At 47.9% G+C, this 18,512-nt stretch carries 15 protein-coding genes and 1 pseudogene; 7 read left to right on the top strand and 9 right to left on the bottom strand.

From position 1 onward, the window contains the following. Positions 1 to 27 precede the first annotated feature (27 nt). From atpD to glmU, 3 genes are all read left to right on the top strand, one after another. Positions 28 to 1,431, top strand: coding sequence for a F0F1 ATP synthase subunit beta (atpD, locus tag DYB02_RS01095; RefSeq protein ID WP_005481178.1), 1,404 nt, complete (start codon positions 28 to 30; stop codon positions 1,429 to 1,431). An 18-nt stretch (positions 1,432 to 1,449) separates the two neighbouring features. Then, entirely contained in the window at positions 1,450 to 1,872 is a 423-nt protein-coding gene (locus tag DYB02_RS01090) for a F0F1 ATP synthase subunit epsilon (protein ID WP_005456027.1), read from the top strand. Positions 1,873 to 2,022: 150 nt separating this feature from the next. Continuing rightward, a complete protein-coding gene (gene glmU, locus DYB02_RS01085) occupies positions 2,023 to 3,384 on the top strand; it encodes a bifunctional UDP-N-acetylglucosamine diphosphorylase/glucosamine-1-phosphate N-acetyltransferase GlmU (RefSeq protein ID WP_005497454.1) in 1,362 nt (453 codons plus the stop codon). A gap of 75 nt (positions 3,385 to 3,459) precedes the next feature. On the opposite strand, the gene DYB02_RS01080 is transcribed toward glmU, so the two are convergent. Beyond that, entirely contained in the window at positions 3,460 to 4,200 is a 741-nt protein-coding gene (locus DYB02_RS01080; RefSeq protein ID WP_017449315.1) for an amino acid ABC transporter permease, read from the bottom strand. Positions 4,201 to 4,315: 115 nt separating this feature from the next. Between DYB02_RS01080 and DYB02_RS01075 the strand changes: the two genes are divergently transcribed. Next, positions 4,316 to 5,092, top strand: coding sequence for a transporter substrate-binding domain-containing protein (locus DYB02_RS01075; RefSeq protein ID WP_024703791.1), 777 nt, complete (start codon positions 4,316 to 4,318; stop codon positions 5,090 to 5,092). A gap of 57 nt (positions 5,093 to 5,149) precedes the next feature. Here the strand turns inward: DYB02_RS01075 and punC are convergent, their stop codons facing one another. Continuing rightward, entirely contained in the window at positions 5,150 to 6,355 is a 1,206-nt protein-coding gene (gene punC, locus DYB02_RS01070) for a purine nucleoside transporter PunC (RefSeq protein WP_023584688.1), read from the bottom strand. A 154-nt stretch (positions 6,356 to 6,509) separates the two neighbouring features. Between punC and punR the strand changes: the two genes are divergently transcribed. After that, on the top strand, positions 6,510 to 7,412 hold the full coding sequence (punR, locus tag DYB02_RS01065) for a DNA-binding transcriptional activator PunR (RefSeq protein WP_005465352.1): 903 nt from the start codon (positions 6,510 to 6,512) through the stop codon (positions 7,410 to 7,412). 102 nt (positions 7,413 to 7,514) lie between these two features. On the opposite strand, the gene ilvA is transcribed toward punR, so the two are convergent. From ilvA to ilvG, 5 genes and pseudogenes are all read right to left on the bottom strand, one after another. Beyond that, positions 7,515 to 9,062: a threonine ammonia-lyase, biosynthetic gene (gene ilvA, locus DYB02_RS01060; RefSeq protein WP_029804261.1), complete on the bottom strand. Its 1,548-nt coding sequence runs from the start codon at positions 9,060 to 9,062 to the stop codon at positions 7,515 to 7,517. Between the two features lie 2 nt (positions 9,063 to 9,064). Then, a complete protein-coding gene (gene ilvD, locus DYB02_RS01055) occupies positions 9,065 to 10,906 on the bottom strand; it encodes a dihydroxy-acid dehydratase (protein ID WP_020904424.1) in 1,842 nt (613 codons plus the stop codon). Positions 10,907 to 10,920: 14 nt separating this feature from the next. Then, positions 10,921 to 11,859, bottom strand: coding sequence for a branched-chain-amino-acid transaminase (ilvE, locus tag DYB02_RS01050; RefSeq protein ID WP_029804260.1), 939 nt, complete (start codon positions 11,857 to 11,859; stop codon positions 10,921 to 10,923). A 12-nt stretch (positions 11,860 to 11,871) separates the two neighbouring features. Next, positions 11,872 to 12,156: an acetolactate synthase 2 small subunit gene (gene ilvM / locus DYB02_RS01045; protein WP_005378958.1), complete on the bottom strand. Its 285-nt coding sequence runs from the start codon at positions 12,154 to 12,156 to the stop codon at positions 11,872 to 11,874. A gap of 10 nt (positions 12,157 to 12,166) precedes the next feature. Beyond that, positions 12,167 to 13,815: pseudogene (gene ilvG / locus DYB02_RS01040) on the bottom strand (acetolactate synthase 2 catalytic subunit). A 464-nt stretch (positions 13,816 to 14,279) separates the two neighbouring features. Here ilvG and DYB02_RS01035 point away from each other — a divergent pair. Then, complete coding sequence (locus DYB02_RS01035) at positions 14,280 to 15,803, top strand: YifB family Mg chelatase-like AAA ATPase (protein ID WP_029862028.1); 1,524 nt, start codon at positions 14,280 to 14,282, stop codon at positions 15,801 to 15,803. A gap of 56 nt (positions 15,804 to 15,859) precedes the next feature. Here DYB02_RS01035 and DYB02_RS01030 read toward each other — a convergent pair whose 3' ends face one another. Then, entirely contained in the window at positions 15,860 to 16,816 is a 957-nt protein-coding gene (locus DYB02_RS01030) for a DUF2860 domain-containing protein (protein ID WP_029804728.1), read from the bottom strand. Positions 16,817 to 16,977: 161 nt separating this feature from the next. Here DYB02_RS01030 and yihG point away from each other — a divergent pair, with 161 nt between their 5' ends. Continuing rightward, positions 16,978 to 17,856: a 1-acylglycerol-3-phosphate O-acyltransferase, YihG family gene (gene yihG / locus DYB02_RS01025; protein WP_020904428.1), complete on the top strand. Its 879-nt coding sequence runs from the start codon at positions 16,978 to 16,980 to the stop codon at positions 17,854 to 17,856. Positions 17,857 to 17,897: 41 nt separating this feature from the next. Here yihG and DYB02_RS01020 read toward each other — a convergent pair whose 3' ends face one another. Continuing rightward, positions 17,898 to 18,500 (bottom strand): thiol:disulfide interchange protein DsbA/DsbL, encoded by a 603-nt coding sequence (locus DYB02_RS01020; protein WP_005454748.1) that lies wholly within the window; start codon positions 18,498 to 18,500, stop codon positions 17,898 to 17,900. Positions 18,501 to 18,512: the final 12 nt, after the last annotated feature.

Genomic DNA, 18,512 nt, shown 5'->3' with positions numbered 1-18,512 from the left:
AAAACGAAATAGTTTAGAGGATTAACGATGGCTACAGGTAAGATCGTACAGATCATCGGTGCGGTAGTCGACGTAGAGTTCCCACAGAGCGAAGTACCTAGTGTATATGACGCTCTAAACGTAACGGACTCAAAAGAGCGTCTAGTTCTTGAAGTTCAACAACAGCTAGGCGGTGGCGTAGTTCGTTGTATCGTAATGGGTAGCTCTGATGGTTTACGTCGTGGAGTTGAAGTGGTTAACACTGGCGCTCCAATTTCAGTACCAGTAGGTACTAAAACTCTAGGTCGTATCATGAACGTCCTAGGTGACGCGATTGATGAGCGTGGTGAGATCGGTGCAGAAGAGGTTTACTCTATCCACCGTGAAGCACCAAGCTACGAAGAGCAATCAAACGAAACAGCACTTCTAGAAACTGGTGTTAAAGTAATCGACTTGGTTTGTCCATTCGCTAAGGGTGGTAAAATCGGTCTATTCGGTGGTGCAGGTGTAGGTAAGACCGTTAACATGATGGAACTTATCAACAACATCGCACTTCAACACTCAGGTCTATCAGTATTTGCTGGTGTTGGTGAACGTACTCGTGAAGGTAACGATTTCTACTTCGAGATGCAGGAAGCGGGCGTTGTAAACGTTGAGAATCCTGAAGAATCTAAAGTAGCGATGGTTTACGGTCAGATGAACGAGCCACCGGGCAACCGTCTACGTGTTGCTCTGACTGGTCTAACAATGGCAGAGCGTTTCCGTGACGAAGGTCGTGACGTACTACTGTTCGTTGATAACATCTACCGTTACACGCTTGCAGGTACTGAGGTATCAGCACTTCTAGGTCGTATGCCTTCAGCGGTAGGTTACCAGCCAACTCTTGCAGAAGAGATGGGTGTACTACAGGAGCGTATCACGTCAACTAAGCAAGGTTCTATCACGTCTGTACAGGCGGTATACGTACCTGCGGATGACTTGACTGACCCGTCTCCAGCAACAACGTTCGCGCACTTGGATGCAACGGTTGTACTTAACCGTAACATCGCAGCAATGGGTCTATACCCAGCGATCGACCCACTAGATTCAACGTCTCGTCAGCTAGACCCTCTAGTTGTTGGTCAAGATCACTACGACATCGCTCGTGGTGTTCAGCAGACACTTCAGCGCTACAAAGAGCTGAAAGACATCATTGCGATTCTAGGTATGGACGAGCTATCTGAGTCAGATAAGCAAGTTGTATCTCGTGCACGTAAGATTGAGCGTTTCCTAACTCAGCCTTACCACGTAGCAGAAGTATTTACAGGCGACCCTGGTGTTTACGTACCTCTTAAAGAGACTCTACGTGGCTTCAAAGGTCTACTAGCTGGTGAATACGATGACATTCCAGAGCAAGCGTTCATGTACTGCGGTACGATTGACGATGCTATCGAGAATGCGAAGAAGCTATAAGGCTAACTAGGAGGCGATATGGCACCAATAACCTTTCACCTAGACGTAGTGAGCGCTGAGAAACGTATTTTCTCTGGTCGCGTAGAAACGTTTCAGGTGACCGGTAGCGAAGGTGAGCTGGGTATTTTCCACGGCCACACTCCGCTGCTGTCCGCTATTAAGCCTGGTATGGTGCGTATTGTGAAACAGCACGGCCACGAAGAGTTCATTTATGTCTCTGGTGGTATGGTCGAAGTTCAGCCTGGTACTGCTACAGTACTGGCTGATACAGCGATTCGTGGTGAAGATCTAGACGCAGCGAAGGCAGAAGAAGCCAAGCGCCGCGCTGAGGAGAAAATCCAGAATCAGCATGGTGACATGGACTTCGCACAAGCGGCCAGCGAACTGGCTAAAGCCATTGCTCAGCTTCGAGTTATCGAGCTGACCAAAAAGCGTCGCTAAGCTCAATTAGCAACGTTGCATGACAAAAGGCGGCCAAAGCGGTCGCCTTTTTGATTATTTTTAGTTGGAAATTTACTTAATTCCATTAACTATTCAAAAAGAGCTGTTTAAAATAACGGCCAATTAACAGAAAACGTCAATAGGTTATCAATGAAATTCAGTGCTGTGATTCTTGCAGCGGGTAAAGGTACCCGTATGCACTCAAATATGCCTAAAGTGCTACACACTTTGGCAGGGAAGCCAATGGTTAAACATGTTATCGATACTTGTACTGGCCTTGGCGCACAAAACATTCACCTAGTCTTTGGTCACGGTGGTGATCAAATGCAAACTACACTTGCCGATGAGACTGTCAACTGGGTACTTCAAGCGGATCAGCTTGGTACTGGCCACGCGGTGGATCAGGCTTCTCCACGTTTCGAAGACGATGAAAAGATCCTAGTTCTTTATGGTGATGTTCCACTGATTTCTCCTGAAACCATTGAAAACCTACTTGATGCACAACCAACAGGTGGCATCGCGTTACTTACTGTAATGCTCGATAACCCGACCGGTTACGGCCGTATCATTCGTAAAAATGGTCCAGTGGTTGCTATCGTTGAGCAAAAAGACGCAAGCGAAGAACAAAAGCAAATTAAAGAGATCAACACTGGCGTAATGGTTGCGACTGGTGGTGATCTGAAGCGTTGGTTGTCTGGCTTAAACAACAACAATGCTCAAGGTGAGTACTACCTAACAGACGTTATTGCTGCTGCGCACGACGAAGGGCGTGCCGTTGAAGCGGTTCACCCAGTGAATGCCATTGAAGTTGAAGGTGTTAATGATCGCGCTCAACTTGCTCGTCTAGAGCGTGCGTTCCAATCTATGCAAGCACAAAAACTACTTGAACAAGGTGTGATGCTACGTGACCCTGCGCGTTTTGACTTACGCGGTGAGCTTCAGTGCGGTATGGATTGTGAAATCGATGCAAATGTCATCATCGAAGGTAACGTATCGCTGGGTGATAACGTCATTATCGGCACTGGTTGTGTGCTGAAAGATTGTGAAATCGACGACAACACTATCGTTCGTCCTTACAGTGTGATTGAAGGCGCAACCGTTGGTGAAGAATGCACCGTCGGTCCATTCACTCGTCTGCGTCCTGGTGCTGAGCTACGTAACGACGCGCACGTCGGTAACTTCGTGGAAGTGAAAAATGCACGCATTGGTGAAGGCTCTAAAGCAAACCACCTGACTTACCTTGGTGATGCGGAAATCGGTCAACGCACTAATATTGGTGCGGGCACGATTACGTGTAACTACGATGGCGCAAATAAGTTCAAGACCATCATTGGTAACGACGTGTTTGTTGGCTCTGATAGCCAGCTGGTGGCGCCTGTCACTATTGCTGATGGTGCCACTATCGGTGCTGGTACCACACTGACTAAAGACGTGGAAGAGGGTGAGTTAGTGATCACTCGCGTTAAAGAGCGTAAGATTACTGGTTGGCAACGTCCAGTTAAGCAAAAGTAAGCGTTACCTGAGCTTAAAAGCTAAATTCTCAAAGCCGCTCCAGTGAGAGCGGCTTTGTCGTTTTTAGTGCAAGTATCAGTAACTGGGAATCGCGATACGCTTTTCTAACCAACGTACTGCTTGAGAAACGAATAGAATGAGTAACAAGTACTCCAGAACCAAGAAGGTATAAATTTCTAACGGTAAGTACTCATTCACCACTAACTCGTTGGCACGTCTCGTTAAGTCACTTAAACCGATTACGCTCACCAGAGAGCTCATTTTGAGAATGTAGACAAACTGATTCCCTAACGGCGGTAAAATTTGTCGAAATGCTTGCGGAAGAATCACCAAGCGCATCTTCTGCCAATAATTCAAACCAAGTGATTCTGCCGCTTCATGCTGACCTCGGTTGATCGCTTGAATCCCACCGCGAAATACTTCTGCCATAAACGCACTTTCAGCGATAGTCAGTGCAATTACCCCCGCCCAAAAATGATTGAGAGAGACATCGAGCAGCGTTGGCATGCCGTAGTAAACCCATAAGAGCAACACCAATACTGGGATTGAGCGGATCACCTCAACGTAGATGCGATTCATCCATTTGAGCGTTGGGGAGCGAGAAAGTGCAGGCAACGCAATCAGCAGCCCAAGTGTCATGGCAAAACACATACTCAAGAGTGACACTTGAATGGTGTCATTAAACCCCGCGACTAAAAACTTTAGGTTGGTTATCCCTTGTTCCGTTGACGGGTCGAGTACATACCAGCCCCATTGGTAATCTGAGCAACCCGTTAACAACAGCAGCGAAATCAGCCATAGAGTTCGAAAGGTCACATTTACTCCCTGAATTAACTAAAAAACTTCCATTGTTACTGCTATGTTATCAATGGGGTTGTTATAAAGGTTAATAATTAAACCGTATAAGGTCATTATTTTTAAGGGAATAAAAATGAAAAAGATTTTGTTTGCGCTAGGAATATGTCTGCTTATGGTCACTCAAGTTGTTCATGCTCAGAGCCGTCTTCAAGAAATTCTGGATAAAGGCGTGTTGAGAGTAGGGACGACTGGGGACTGGAATCCGATGACAATGAAAGATCCAGCCACGAACAGTTATCGTGGTTTTGATATTGATGTCACAACCGAGCTTGCTAAAGATTTGGGTGTCAAAGTGGAGTACGTTGCCACCGATTGGAAAACGCTGGTTAATGGCATTACGGCCAACAAGTACGACATCACTGGCAGTGCGTCTTTAAACATGTCGCGTGCGAAGGTGGCTGGTTATAGCCAACCCTATTTCTACTTGGCGTTTGTGCCAGTGGTGCAGAAAAAAGACCTCGCCAAATTCTCTGATTGGGCGGATTTTAATAAACCCGATGTGAAAGTGGCTGCGACGTTAGGTACGGTACAAGAAAAAATGGTGAAAGAGTTCTTCCCATCGGCGCAGCATATCGTGATTGAAGCCCCCGCGCGAGACTTCCAAGAGCTGTTGGCTCGCAGAGCGGATGTGTCTGTGACTTCCAATGTGGAAGCGGCGACGCTGGTGGACAAGTTCAAACAGTTGGCGATTGTGCCTGTGAAAGCACCTCGCAGACCGACTCCAATCGCCATGTTGTTACCACAAGACGACCAAGTCTGGATTAACTACATCAATCACTGGGTGGAGTTAAAAAAAACACAAGGCTTCTTTAAGCAGACTGCTCAGAAGTGGGGACTGAAAAGTTTATAAATGAAAAGAGCCGCTTTACGCGGCTCTTATTATGATCGGATGGACTGAAGTACAGACTTAAAGTTCATCTTCGCTGACGACGCGAGCGTTGTCAGGTGTAGTGAAATGCTTAGAGAGTTCACGATTCGACAGAATGTAACCCATCCACAAGCCACCCATACAAATGACGATTGCCACGCCCGTAACCACTTGAGCTTGGCTTGCCATCGCGGCAACTAATGCGCTCGATAAGCTGCTCACACAGATTTGCAGACTGTTCTGTAGACCTGCTGCTGTCGCTGGGCTTTGGTGTGCACTAGCTAGGGCACGGTTTACGACGATTGGGTAAAGCGCACCATTTGCAACGGCAATCAAACAGAATGGCGCAAGAATTGGCCAGATTGACGTGAGCTCCCACTGTGAAGCGACGAAAATCAGCAATGCAGCAACGCTGAACAGGCCGATTAACTGGCGTAATACTTTCTCATCACCAAACTTACGTACGCCGACTTTACCTAAATAGCCACCAGCCATAAACGCAATGGTTTGAGGGATGAAGCTCAAACCGATGTCTTTGGCTTCATAGCCTAGTTGCGCCATGATTTCTGGCATACCAGTAAGGTAAGCAAAGAACGCTGCCGAAGCGGTTGCGAACATAAACACGTTACCTAGGTAAGTTTTTGAACCTAGTAACGCTTTAATATCCGCAGACATGCTGGTTTGTTTGATTTCGGCTTGTTCGTTCTTTTGTGCCATGGTGGCAGCAACCAGCACCACGCCAACAAGCGTTAATGCGATAAAAATACTGTGCCAACCAAAGCTATCCGCTAAAACCACACCCAGTTGAGGTGCAAGTGCTGGTGATAGTGCCACCAACGGCATGATGGTTGCAAAAATTTGCTGGCTACTGCTGGAGTAACGCTTGATTACCATCGCTTGCCAGATAACCGCAGGAGCACACACGCCGATTGCTTGCACAAAGCGCAGTGTCAGTAGCTGCCAAACTTCATCGCAGAATGCTAAGCCGAATGAGGCAATGGTAAAGAGTACCAGACCTGCGGCCAGCGTATTGCGGTGACCAAATTTATCCGATGCCAATCCCCACATCAATTGACCAAAAGCCATACCTACAAGAAATACGGTCAGAGAAAGTGCGATTTGTTCGGGACCTGTAGCAAAGTCGATTTCCATTGCTTTGAACGCAGGTAAGTACATGTCAGTGGCAACAAAGCCAAGCATAGATAAAGCTGCAAGATAAACGAGCTGTAGTTTTGATATTTTCATGATTCAACCAATCAAATTATTTAATCATTTTTTAATCAATATCAGTTGGCGCCAACCCTGATTTATTTACCTTATTATTCTATTTTTCGATTTTGAGAAAATAAAACGCTAAAATTGTTGGTTATCAATCAAATTTTTTGAAAGGTCAGAAATCATGTTCTCCAAAGCATCATTGGAAATGCTCGATACGGTTGCTCGGTTAGGCAGTTTCACGGCCGCTGCTGAAGTGCTTCACAAAGTTCCTTCGGCGATCAGCTATGGCGTGCGACAGGTAGAGCAGGATTTGGACGTCGTGCTATTTCGCCGCTTACCAAGAAAAGTTGAATTAACACCAGCGGGTGAGCTATTCATGGCTGAAGCTCGCTCGTTACTGCGTCAGATGGAAGAGGTGAAAGCACAAACTCGTCGAGCTGCGCACGGCTGGAAAACAACGCTGAAACTGACGCTGGATAACGTAGTGAAGCTCGAAAAGCTCAAGCCGCTAGTGGAAGATTTTTATCGAGAGTTTGAATTTGCGGAACTGCAAATCAACATGGAAGTCTTTAACGGCTCTTGGGAGGCGATCGCTCAAGGTCGTGCCGACATCGTAGTCGGAGCCACTTCAGCAGTTCCGGTCGGCGGGGATTTCGAAGTGAAAGACATGGGTGTGTTGGATTGGGCGTTTGTCATGTCTCCTGCTCATCCTTGCGTACGTCAGCAGGTTCTCACCGAAGAGTTTGTTAGCCAGTTCCCCGCGATTTGTCTGGATGACACATCGAACGTACTGCCAAAACGACACACAGGTCACTATGCCAAGCAGCGTCGTTTATTATTGCCCAATTGGTACAGTGCGATTGAATGTTTAAAAAATGGCGTTGGAGTCGGGTATATGCCGCGTCATATTGCGATGCCACTTATTCATGAAGGTGTGCTGGTGGAGAAACTGCTGCAAGATGACAAGCCATTGAGCCGATGCTGTTTGGTATGGCGTAAAGATGACGATCATAAGTTGATCCAATGGATGGTGGATTATTTGGGATCACCGAATCAGTTGCATCAAGATTGGTTGCAGTGTTAGTCAAAAGAATCATCCGATCTCAGTATTAGCTCATCACTTGGTCCATGAAACCGTGAATTGGAAACAAAACACCTCGCCGTAGCGAGGTGTTGATAAGGCGAATTAAGACAAGAAAAACTTGTAGGATGGATTATCGGTTTCATCCTTACATTGGTAGCCAAGTTCTCGTAAATGCGCTGAAAATTGGGCTAAATCGCTTTCATCTAACTCGAAACCACATAGAACGCGTCCGTAGTCGGCGCCGTGGTTACGGTAGTTGAATAGGCTGATGTTCCAATGGGTGCCAAGCGTGCTTAAGAACTTCAATAGTGCGCCTGGATACTCAGGAAATTCAAAGCTATAGAGACGCTCTTTCAGCTGTTTCGAGGGCTTGCCACCGATCATGTAACGAATGTGCAGTTTGGCCATTTCATCGTCGGACAAATCAACGACTGGGTAGCCACCTTCGCGTAGGTCGCGAATGATGTTATCCAGTTCTTCCTGACCACCTTGCAGGCGTACACCAACAAAGATATTCGCCAGTTCATCATCGTTGTAACGGTAGTTAAACTCGGTGACAGCACGGCCGCCAATCAGATTACAGAATTCAAAGAAAGCGCCTTGGCGTTCTGGAATCGTCACGGCCAATAGACCTTCACGCTTCTCACCTAATTCACAACGCTCTGAAACATAACGTAAACCATGGAAGTTGGTATTTGCGCCAGACAGCACCGTGGCAAGGTTTTTGTTTTCCAGTTGGTTTTGCTCAACAAACTTCTTCAAGCCAGCAAGCGCAAGCGCCCCGGATGGTTCAGCAATCGCGCGAGTATCCTCAAAAATGTCTTTTACGGCAGCGCAGATTTCATCGCTTGAAACCGCCACATGACCATCAATGTATTTCTGACACAAGCGGAACGTTTCTTCACCGATGCGTTTTACCGCGACACCATCAGCAAACATGCTGACTTGGTCGAGTACCACTGGCTCACCAGCATCAAGCGCCGCTTTCAGACAAGACGAGTCTTCAGGTTCGACGGCGATGACTTTGATTTCTGGCATCAGTTGCTTGACCAGAACCGCTACACCAGCCGCCAAGCCACCGCCTCCAACCGGCACGAAGATGTAGTCGAGATGACCATTTTGCTGCAGCATTTCCATGCCGATGGTGCCTTGGCCTGCGATCACCAATGGGTGGTCGAAAGGAGGCACGAACGTATAACCGTGTTGTTCTGACAAGCGTTCGGCTTCGGCTTTGGCTTCATCAAAGTTGTTGCCGTGCAGCACCACATCGCCACCGAAACTGCGTACCGCATCGACTTTGATGTCTGGTGTGGTTTTTGGCATAACAATCGTGGTTTTGATTCCGAGTTTGGTGCCAGACAGTGCCATGCCTTGAGCATGGTTGCCTGCCGATGCTGCAATCACCCCCGCGGCTTTCTGTGCTTCAGTTAGGCTTGCCACCATGTTGTAGGCACCGCGCAGTTTGAACGAGTGTACGGGTTGGCGGTCTTCACGCTTGATCTGCACGTTATTCCCGATACGTGCAGATAAACGAGGCATTTCTTGCAGTGGCGTTACTGTTGCGACTTCATAAACCGGTGCGCGAAGGATTTGGCGCAGATAGTCTGCGCCAGATTGATTCGCTTTTTTTTCGGGTTGAGATTCCATCATGGCTAGCCCTCTAGCTTCGATTTATCTCGTACTGCACCTTTGTCAGCACTGGTTGCCATGCTGGCGTACGCTTTTAGGGCGAAAGACACTTCACGTTGACGATTTGCTGGTTTCCAACCAAGTTCGTCTTGTTTTACGCGGCGCTCTGCAAGTTCCTGTTCAGAGATCTCAAGAGAGATGCTGCGATTTGGAATATCAATCGCAATCAAATCGCCGTTTTGAACCAAGCCGATCGCACCGCCATTGGCCGCTTCTGGAGAAGCATGGCCGATAGACAGACCAGAGGTACCACCAGAGAAGCGGCCGTCAGTTAATAACGCACACTCTTTACCTAAGCCCATCGATTTTAGATAAGTGGTTGGGTAGAGCATTTCTTGCATGCCCGGGCCACCTTTTGGACCTTCGTAGCGAATCACAACTACATCGCCCGCTTTCACTTTGCCGCCAAGGATGCCGTCTACCGCATCTTCCTGGCTTTCAAACACTACCGCAGGGCCAGTAAATTTCAGGATGCTTTCGTCCACACCAGCAGTCTTCACAATACAACCATCCAGCGCGATGTTGCCTTTCAGAACGGCAAGGCCGCCATCTTGGCTAAAGGCGTTTTCTTTGGTGCGGATACAGCCTTCCGCACGGTCATTATCGAGGGTATCCCAGCGACAATCTTGCGAGAATGCTTGTGTGGTGCGGATACCCGCAGGGCCTGCACGGTAGAATGATTTCACTTCTTCTGAATCGGTCAGCATGATGTCGTATTTGGCTAGCTGCTCTTCCCAAGTCAGACCTAGTACGGTCTTAGACTGATTGTGCAGCAGACCTGCACGGTTCAGTTCACCAAGGATACCGACAACGCCACCCGCACGGTGTACATCTTCCATGTGGTATTTCTGCGTTGAAGGAGCCACTTTACAAAGGTGTGGTACTTGGCGAGACATGCGATCGATGTCCGTCATATCAAAATCGACTTCACCTTCTTGCGCTGCAGCTAAAAGGTGTAACACCGTATTGGTCGAGCCACCCATTGCGATGTCGAGTGCCATCGCGTTTTCAAATGCGGCTTTGGTCGCGATATTGCGTGGTAGAGCCGTTTCGTCATCTTGCTCGTAGTAGCGTTTGGTGAGTTCAACGATGCGTTTACCTGCATTGATAAACAGCTCTTTACGGTCGGCATGCGTTGCCAACAGCGAGCCGTTGCCTGGCTGAGACAGCCCCAGAGCTTCTGTTAGACAGTTCATAGAGTTGGCGGTGAACATGCCTGAACACGATCCACACGTTGGGCATGCACTGCGTTCGATCTGTTCGCTTTGTTCGTCAGACACTTTTGGATCGGCACCTTGGATCATGGCATCGACAAGGTCTAGCTTGATGATCTGATCTGAAAGCTTGGTTTTGCCCGCTTCCATTGGGCCGCCAGATACGAAAATAACTGGAATGTTGAGACGCATTGACGCCATCAGCATCCCTGGAGTGATTTTGTCACAGTTAGAAATACACACCATGGCATCTGCACAGTGCGCATTAACCATGTATTCTACTGAGTCGGCAATCAATTCACGTGATGGCAGCGAGTAAAGCATGCCGCCATGACCCATTGCGATGCCATCATCGACGGCGATGGTATTGAATTCTTTTGCGATGCCGCCTGCCGCTTCAATCTCTTGAGCAACAAGTTGGCCTAAATCTTTAAGGTGTACGTGGCCTGGTACAAACTGAGTGAATGAGTTCACCACGGCGATGATTGGCTTACCGAAATCTTCGTCTTTTACACCGGTTGCACGCCAGAGCGCACGAGCTCCCGCCATGTTACGACCATGTGTGGTGGTTGCTGATCTATATTTTGGCATTTCTTAAATCCTTCTTACTGCTGCTCTGGGTACACATAGTCTAACCAGCCCCACTTATCTTCCGTGATGCCGTTAAATAGGCCAAAGTAGGCTTCTTGCAATTCTTTGGTAATAGGACCGCGTTTACCGCTGCCCACTTCAATTTTGTCGATGGTTGCCACAGGCACAACTTCTGCTGCGGTACCGGTCATGAATACTTCATCCGCAAGGTATAGCGCTTCGCGAGCAATGTTAGCTTCACGGACTTCGTAACCTTTATCGCGAGCAATGGTCATGATCGAGTCACGAGTGATGCCCGGTAGGATAGCGCTGGTTGCTGGTGGTGTGGTGATCACGCGATCTTTGATGACAAAGATGTTCTCGCCCGCGCCTTCTGACAAGTAACCGTCAACACTCAGTGCGATACCTTCGTCGTAACCATGACGACGTGCTTCACCACCAACGAGTAGTGAAGAAAGGTAGTTACCACCCGCTTTTGCAGCGGTAGGGATGGTGTTAGGTGCCGCGCGATTCCAGCTTGAAATCATCGCATCCACGCCTTTTTCTAGTGCTTCTTCACCAAGGTACGAGCCCCATGGGAACGCTGCGATGATCAGCTCCATTTCGGTGCCTACTGGAGGACACACACCTAAACCGACATTGCCCACAAATCCCAATGGACGAATGTAAGCGCTGTCGAGTTTGTTTTGACGCAGAGTTTCACGCGTTGCTTCCATGATTTCTTCAACAGAGTATGGAATAGGGAAGCGGTAAATTTTGGCGGAATCTTTTAAACGCTGTGCATGCTCACGGTGACGGAAGACAATTGGGCCTTTTGGTGTGTTGTAGCAGCGTACCCCTTCAAATACCGAGGTGCCGTAATGCATGGCGTGAGTGAGAACGTGCACGTTCGCCTCTGCCCATGGAACCATCTCACCATTAAACCAAATGAAATCTGCAGTTTTCGTTGCCATTTGTTGCCTTCCTTATGCACTTACGTGTTGTTGTAAGTTGTGATTTGGCAGTTCATCGTTGCGGATTTTCAGCACCTCAACTTTACGAACGTCCCACAACTTCTCAATTTGATTGATCAAAAACGAGATTGGTCGATCGCTGTCGACGATGATCTCGACGCTGGCTACTTTACTTTCGTGGTTTTGAGTAGCGGCCACCTGTTTGATCACAAAGCCTCGGTGACGAATCACACGTAGAACGCGCTCTAACAGTACCGGTTTGTCGTCGGCTTTGATGTCGAGTAAATATCTGTCCATGTGATGTCTCCTACGTGTTTTCCAACATATCACTGTTTGATGCACCAGGTGGTACAAGTGGCCACACGTTTTCTTCTTCATCAATTAAAACGTGAAGCATGTAAGCAGTTTCGCTCGCTAGCATCTCTTTAAGTGCTGGTTCGACTTCTTCTTTCTTGGTGATGGTTTTGCCCGGAATGTCGAAGGCTTTTGCCAACATCACGAAATCTGGGTTGTCATCAAGAATGGTTTCACTGTGGCGACCGTCGAAAAACAGTGATTGCCATTGGCGAACCATGCCAAGACGTTGGTTGTTTAGGAGAACAATCTTCACAGGAATTTGGCGACGTTTTAGCGTGCCTAGCTCCTGCACGTTCATCATGAATGAACCGTCACCTGTAATAAGGATAGACTGATCATCCGGACGCGCGACTGATGCGCCCATTGCTGCTGGCAAACCAAAACCCATGGTGCCTAAGCCTGCGGAAGTAATGAAGTTTTGCGGATCGCGTGGCTGAATGTGCTGAGCTGCCCACATTTGGTGCTGGCCTACGTCAGTCGAGACGATGGCGCTGTCTGGCATCATGTCAGATAACTGCTTAAGCAGCAGCGGCGCGTAGATAAGATCGCCAGGGTGGTCGTAACGCCACTTAAAGCCGCTACGCAGACTTTCACTATGGTGAACCCACGATGAGATATCTTGAGTCAGCTCCAATTGAGGAAGAATGGTATTGATGTCGCCTCGCAGTGGTGCGTTTGCGTGGCGAAGCTTATGGATTTCTGCCGCATCGATGTCGATATGAATGACTTTGGCGTGTGGCGCAAAGGTATCGAGTTTGCCCGTCACACGGTCATCAAAACGCGCACCTACGACAATCAATAGATCCGCTTCTTGAACCACAAGGTTGGCCGCTTTGGTGCCGTGCATACCCAACATGCCTAAGTAGTGAGGGTCATGGCGTTCAATCGTACCTAAGCCTTTCAGAGTGCTTACCGCTGGCATCGGGTTCAGACGTAAGAACTCTCTCACTGCGTCTGTTGCTTTCGCTAGCTGCACACCGCCGCCGACATACAATACCGGGCGAGTGGATGCCGCCAGTACGTCTTGCGCGCGTTTGATGTCTTCAGCGCTGACGTCTTCGATTTCAGGTGCAACGTAAGGTGGCAGTAATTCTGTTGGGGCTTGAGCAAGCTGAACATCTTTCGCAATATCGACAATGACCGGGCCCGGACGACCTGTTTTGGCCACTTCAAACGCTTCGGCTAGCGTAGGGGCAAGATCTTCAATGTCAGTAACGAGATAACTATGCTTAGTACAGAGGCGAGAGACATACCAATAACATCCATTTCTTGGAACGCATCGGTACCGATATGAGAGCTGGCAACCTGACCTGTGATGGCTACCAAAGGAACGGAATCAAGGAAAGCATCGGCTAGGCCGGTAACAAGGTTGGTGGCCCCAGGGCCGGAAGTTGCCATGCACACGGCAACATCTTGAGTGGATCGAGCCATCCCGATGGCGGCCATGGCGGCCCCTTGTTCATGACGGCATAAGATGTGCTCGACACCTCCGTCATACAAGGCATCATAGATTGGCATGATGGCTCCACCGGGATAACCAAACACCGTCTTGATGCCTTGCTGTCTTAAAGCGGCTACGACAAGTTGTGCACCAGTCATCGTAAACCTCCTTTGCTACGTTGTGGCTCGTAGCGATTGCCATGTGTGTTGCACTTCATGTGCGCTCCCATTCTTCCCGTTAAACTGTCCGAGGGTTAGACAGATGACAACTTGTAGTTGTAAAAAACCCCCCGGACTTTTCAGCGCGGGGGTTTTTTGTAATTTGTGGTTACCTTTCGCCCACAAGCCCCCGCGCGGTGCCAATAATGACCACGATAATCAGGGCTAGCAGTGTGTTGATATGAGCGAATAGGTTCATCTGTCTGTCGTTCTTTTTTCGTTAAATAGTATTGTGTAATGTTCTACGAAAATGTTTGCGTCATTAGTGGTATCACACAAATCCGCTGCATGACAAGCAAAAAGTCATTCTTTTTTCACATTAACTCTCAATTTGGACGCGGTATATAACATAACCACATAGATAAAACATTTGTTTATATAGTGTTCAATAGATTGGGGAGTTTATGGGGCTGGCAATCATTCATAGTCGGGCAAGTGTCGGGGTGCAAGCGCCGTCAGTTAGTGTGGAAGTGCATATCAGTAATGGCATGCCCGGCTTTACTCTCGTTGGGTTGCCGGAGACTACGGTAAAGGAATCCAAAGATCGTGTACGCAGTGCGATCATCAATTCAAATTTCCAGTTTCCAGCCAAGCGCATTACGGTCAATTTGGCCCCAGCGGATTTACCTAAAGAAGGTGGTCGTTTTGATTTGCCTATTGCATTGGGTATTTTGGCGGCTTCAGAGCAAATCGCGACAGATAGGCTCAAAAACTACGAATTTGTTGGCGAATTAGCCCTGTCTGGAGGATTAAGACCTGTCAAAGGTGTGCTTCCTGCCGCGTTGTCTGCAAGCAAAGTAGGACGTCATTTGGTGGTGCCTCATGTCAATGGCGATCAAGCAGCGTTGGTGGGCAAAGAGCAACATAAGTCAGCGCAATCCTTACTTGAGGTGTGTGCGGAGTTATGTGGTCAGCATCGTCTCAATCTTTATCAAACTCCGAAGCGAAAAACGGTTGAAAAACATGGTCGAGATCTACAAGACATCATTGGCCAGCAACAAGGAAAGCGTGCTCTAGAAATTGCGGCGGCTGGAAACCACAACCTACTTTTCCTTGGTCCTCCTGGTACAGGAAAAACCATGCTGGCGTCGCGTTTATGCGACTTACTGCCGGAGATGAGCGACGAAGAAGCGATGGAAACGGCTTCAGTCGCATCACTGACGCAAAGTGAGATTAATGAGCACAACTGGAAGTCGCGTCCGTTTCGTGCGCCGCACCATTCCAGTTCGATGGCGGCATTAGTTGGTGGTGGCTCGGTGCCAAGACCGGGTGAGATTTCTTTGGCTCACAATGGGTTATTGTTCCTTGATGAAATGCCGGAGTTTGACCGTAAAGTGTTGGACTCGTTACGAGAACCACTGGAGTCGGGTGAGATCATCATTTCGCGCGCACAAGGAAAAACGCGTTTTCCTGCTCGTTTTCAGCTGGTGGGCGCGTTGAATCCAAGCCCAACTGGCTATTACGAAGGGAATCAAGCTCGCACTAACCCTCAAGCTATTTTGCGTTACTTAGGCCGTTTATCGGGACCGCTTCTCGACCGTTTTGATATGTCGTTAGAAATTCCATCCTTACCAAAAGGCACGTTGGCGGAAGGTGGTGATCGAGGTGAGCCCACGGAACTCGTCAAAAAGCGCGTCAGTCTTGCTCGCGAGAGCATGCTCAATCGAAACGGCAAAGTAAACGCACTACTCGGCAGCCGTGAAATTGAGGCATTTTGCCCGTTGCAAAAAAGCGATGCGGAATTTCTCGAAACTGCACTACATCGGCTGGAGTTATCGATTCGTGCCTATCATCGCATCATTAAAGTGGCTCGCACGATAGCGGATTTAGAAGGAGCTGAGCAGATTGAACGTTCTCATTTGGCGGAAGCGCTCGGGTATCGCGCGATGGACCGATTGCTGAAACAACTCACGGCTCAAGCCGTATAGTGGTCATTTGAGAGGAGTTCGCGGCGAGTATTTACATGTTCGCCGCGAGAACCATGTTAGAAGCTGTAGTTAAAGCCTAACGACAAAAGGTATTCATTTTCGTCATAAAAGGTGATGTTTGAATCGGTTTGGCTATAACCCGCGAAGGAAATGAACGACCAGTTTTGCCAATCAAACACGTTTTGGTATTCGTAAGCGGCAAACAAGCTCAAGGTGTCATCACTGCGCGTTTTCGCAAAAGTTTGGCTCGCCGATTGATAATCTTTGAGTGCATAGCCTGCGGTTAAGGCTAAACGATGACGGTTGATGAACTTAAACCAACTTACGTCAAAGGCATAAGAGTCATACGATTCTGCTTTTCCATCCGCATCTTGGTTGATGTAGGTGAACGCGGGTTGCAGTAGCGATGTTTGGTCTAGTGAAATACGATATTCGCCTTTTACGTAATAAATATTGGCATCACGCGCGAGTGAACGGTCGGTGACTTCATCTTGTTCGACATCTTTATCGGCATAGGCTAAATCGAGGGTGAAGTTTCTATCGACCAAACCTTTGATTTGAAATCGATAGGCGTTACCACCTTCATCCGTTGTTTTACGAGCCGTACCTACTCGATAAGGATTACGCCACGTTTCGCCTTTGAGGACGGTCGGAAGGTAAGAGACATCCAATACTGTGCCTGACGGCAGTTCGTACTGATAGCCTAATTGAAAAGCCAGCGTACCGACTGCCACATCGGAACGCGTTGTACCAGCATACACTTGGTGGTTGAGTTGGTGACCAAACGTGTAGGCGATACTTCCGAGCGGCGCTGCGATGACGGTTGTGTCGCTTTCAGCGCTTTGGTTTAACGAGTCGATGGTTTTGCTGTTGTCGGTATTAAAGTTCGACTCCGATGAAATCACACCAGCATTGATTGAGATTTCGCCGCTGAACCCTGCAGTTTCAGCGAGTTGAGCCTGAGCAGCACTGACGACAAAGGCCAAAGGCAAAAGGGTTAGCCTTGGTTTCATTCGTTATCTCCTTGTTGTCGAATGAATATTGTGATTTTGATATGAGTCTGGTTTACATAAAACAAATCTGACCATTCTCACAAATGTTCCAATGTGGCAACGGAGCAGTATAATTACACGCTGTTTTATTACTCACACCTTATCACTGTTGTTTGGTTATCATGTTGGCATATTTGTTATTTTTTTTTAACGCTTCTTTTGTGATCCTCAATTCTGCGATTTGTTCACTCGTAATTTGTGTTATCGCTATTTTTAAGATCCTACTTCCGACCGCGCAGTTAAAAGCTAAAGGGACGGAAGCAGCCAACAAAGTGATGTGGATTTGGGCGACCGTCAATGCGGGGATTCTTGCCTTGTCTAACCGTGTGGAGTGGGACGTTCAAGGCATCGAGAATCTGAAAAAAGATGGTTGGTATTTGCTGATCAGCAATCACCTCAGTTGGACGGATATTGTTGTGCTGTGCTGCGTATTTAAAGATCGCATTCCAATGCCGAAGTTTTTCCTCAAACAACAACTGCTGTATGTGCCGTTTATTGGTATGGCATGTTGGGCGTTAGACATGCCTTTCATGCGTCGTTACTCTCGTGAGTATTTAATTCGTAACCCTCACAAACGTGGCCAAGATTTGGCAACCACACGTCGTTCGTGTGCCAAGTTCAAGCATACTCCAACCACGGTTGTGAACTACGTGGAAGGTACACGCTTTACTGAAGAGAAGCAGCGTAAAAGCAAAGCGGGCTACCAATACCTGTTGCAACCCAAATCAGGCGGTATTGCTTACACATTGGCGGCAATGGGCGAGCAGTTTGAGAACATCATTGATGTGACCCTCGCGTATCCAGAGAATACGGACAAACCTTTTAAAGACATGCTGATGGGGCGCATGACTAAGATCGTGGTCCATGTGAAAGTGTTGCCAGTTGATGAGCAGGTGTTAGGGGATTACTTCAACGACAAGCCGTACAAGCGCCAATTCCAGCAATGGTTAGGGGATGTGTGGCAAGAGAAAGACCAACTGCTACAAGAGATTCACAAATAAAAAGGGGAGCCATGTGCTCCCCTGTTTTCTGTGCGTTGCGCTTATTTTAGCGTTAGCAAGTAGTTCACCAGTGCAAAGTACTCATCCATTGATTTAATGCTTTGTGCTTGAACTAGGTATTTGTTATTTACGATAACCGCAGGAACGCCTGTCAAACCGCTGTTTTCGAACTGCTTGTCCATACGACGAACCATTGAATCAACCGCGAAGCCGTTGTAAGCCGCATCAAATTTCTTCGCGTCTATGCCTTCATCTAGGAAGATTTGGCGAAGTTCAGCGTCGTCACGAGGTGGTTTGCGCATGTTGTGGATGCGGTTAAACATCACAGGCACCATTTGATCTTCAACCTTCATTGCGACCATCGTGGCGAATGCTTTGCTCATTGAAGGACCCATGTTGCCACCCATGAAAGACACGTGGTTCTTTTGCAGTTTGGTGCCTTCAGGTAGCTGCTTTTTAAGCTGCTGGATAACTGGTTCAAAGGTATTACAGTGTGGGCAGTAGAATGAGAAGAACTCAGTCACTAAAGGCTTCTTTGATACCTCAAGATCCAATACTTTGTAATGTTCACCTTCTTTGAATTGCGCTGCATGTGCCGACAGGCTTAGCATCAGCATAGAAAACAGTGCGAACAGTTTTTTCATCTAAATATCTCC

Origin of the sequence: Vibrio parahaemolyticus (assembly GCF_900460535.1) — a bacterium.
GTDB classification, from domain to species: domain Bacteria; phylum Pseudomonadota; class Gammaproteobacteria; order Enterobacterales; family Vibrionaceae; genus Vibrio; species Vibrio parahaemolyticus.
This window is presented reverse-complemented; position numbering and strand designations above follow the sequence as displayed.